General features: G+C 33.8%; 2 protein-coding genes. Both read right to left on the bottom strand.

The genetic code is table 11. The annotated features are described in order from the left end of the window. Positions 1-94: 94 nt before the first annotated feature. Positions 95-274 carry a hypothetical protein gene (locus BUB86_RS17390; protein WP_139261772.1) on the bottom strand — a complete coding sequence of 60 codons (180 nt, stop codon included), beginning with the start codon at positions 272-274 and terminating at the stop codon, positions 95-97. A gap of 120 nt (positions 275-394) precedes the next feature. Continuing rightward, positions 395-934 carry a hypothetical protein gene (locus tag BUB86_RS16895; RefSeq protein ID WP_139261770.1) on the bottom strand — a complete coding sequence of 180 codons (540 nt, stop codon included), beginning with the start codon at positions 932-934 and terminating at the stop codon, positions 395-397. Positions 935-1,156 lie beyond the last annotated feature (222 nt).

The following is a 1,156-nucleotide window of genomic DNA, read 5'->3' as shown; positions in this document are numbered from 1 at the left end:
TCAGGCCGCCCGCAAATTCGGTTGGAAAGAACCGTTGGAGTTCAATGGCTACGTAGAAGATTACTTGTGGTAAGTATCCCGCCAAGCTGATCTGTCAGGCAATCACAGGGTTCTTCTGATCATTCTGAACAGACACCATAGCATTATTGCCATGGGCATTAAGCATCGTCTCTGCCTTGACATAGTTCTGATCTGTGCTTTGAGCAAACACAGATAATGAAACCAAGGCTGACGCGAATGATATCATCGCTTTATCTCTTATAGTTATACTCATATGATTTTACATATATCATAAAACGTTACTTCTATGATCTGATTTCTGCGGAATAATGATCGAAAGCCCCCCTTGATTCTTGTTTGTTTAGAGGTTAGTACAGAATCTGTGATTGTTTGATCATCCGTTTCTTTGCCACTCTTTATATTCCTCTTCAGTGCAAAGAAAAGCTTCCTTAAAATATATATTTGTAACTTTGTTTTTTACTAATGCATTTTTTATGTCTTCAGTAACAACAAAGAGACGAGTATTGGTAATACCAAAAAAAGATGTTTCTATTTTTTCCCCACAATAGAAATGTGGTTCTTCGTTAAACAAGGCTTTGTCCTTATTCAAATAAGGATATTCATCTAAATTGCATATTACATAATACTGTTCTTCAATGCCTTCAATCTTGATTGGATAGCATTTGTTGCTCATGTCAACAAATTGAGCCAAAACATCAATAAATTTTTTGGAAAAAAAAATTTCTCCACTTTGAAAAAGTCGAATAAGGTCATATCCTTTTTTCCCTGCTGCGACCTTAAATGTTACACTCTCAGGAATTTTTTCTTTTCTATATGGAATTAAGTATTCTGCCAATATGGTAGAAGGAACATTTGAAGTTATCTCCAAGATACTTCTTTTACACGCACTGAACAAATTGAAAACAGGATTCATATTGATATTTTTTTTATAAATTATGTACCACTTAAATTGTATGTTATTGTTAGATGCAAATTTACATATTTTCTCTGAAAATAGATAGTTTTTTAGAGAAAAGACAAAAATGCAGAAGAATATTTTAAGCAATCACAGGGTCGGTTCTTCTGATCATCTTTATTGAATCACAACTTTTGTATAACACCAAACGAAACTCCCGTAAGTCTAGATAACTGACGG

The sequence above is a fragment of the Xylanibacter ruminicola genome (assembly GCF_900142525.1).
Lineage (GTDB): Bacteria > Bacteroidota > Bacteroidia > Bacteroidales > Bacteroidaceae > Prevotella > Prevotella ruminicola_A.
The sequence above is the reverse complement of the archived record's forward strand: the minus strand, read 5'-3'. Positions and strand labels throughout refer to the sequence as shown.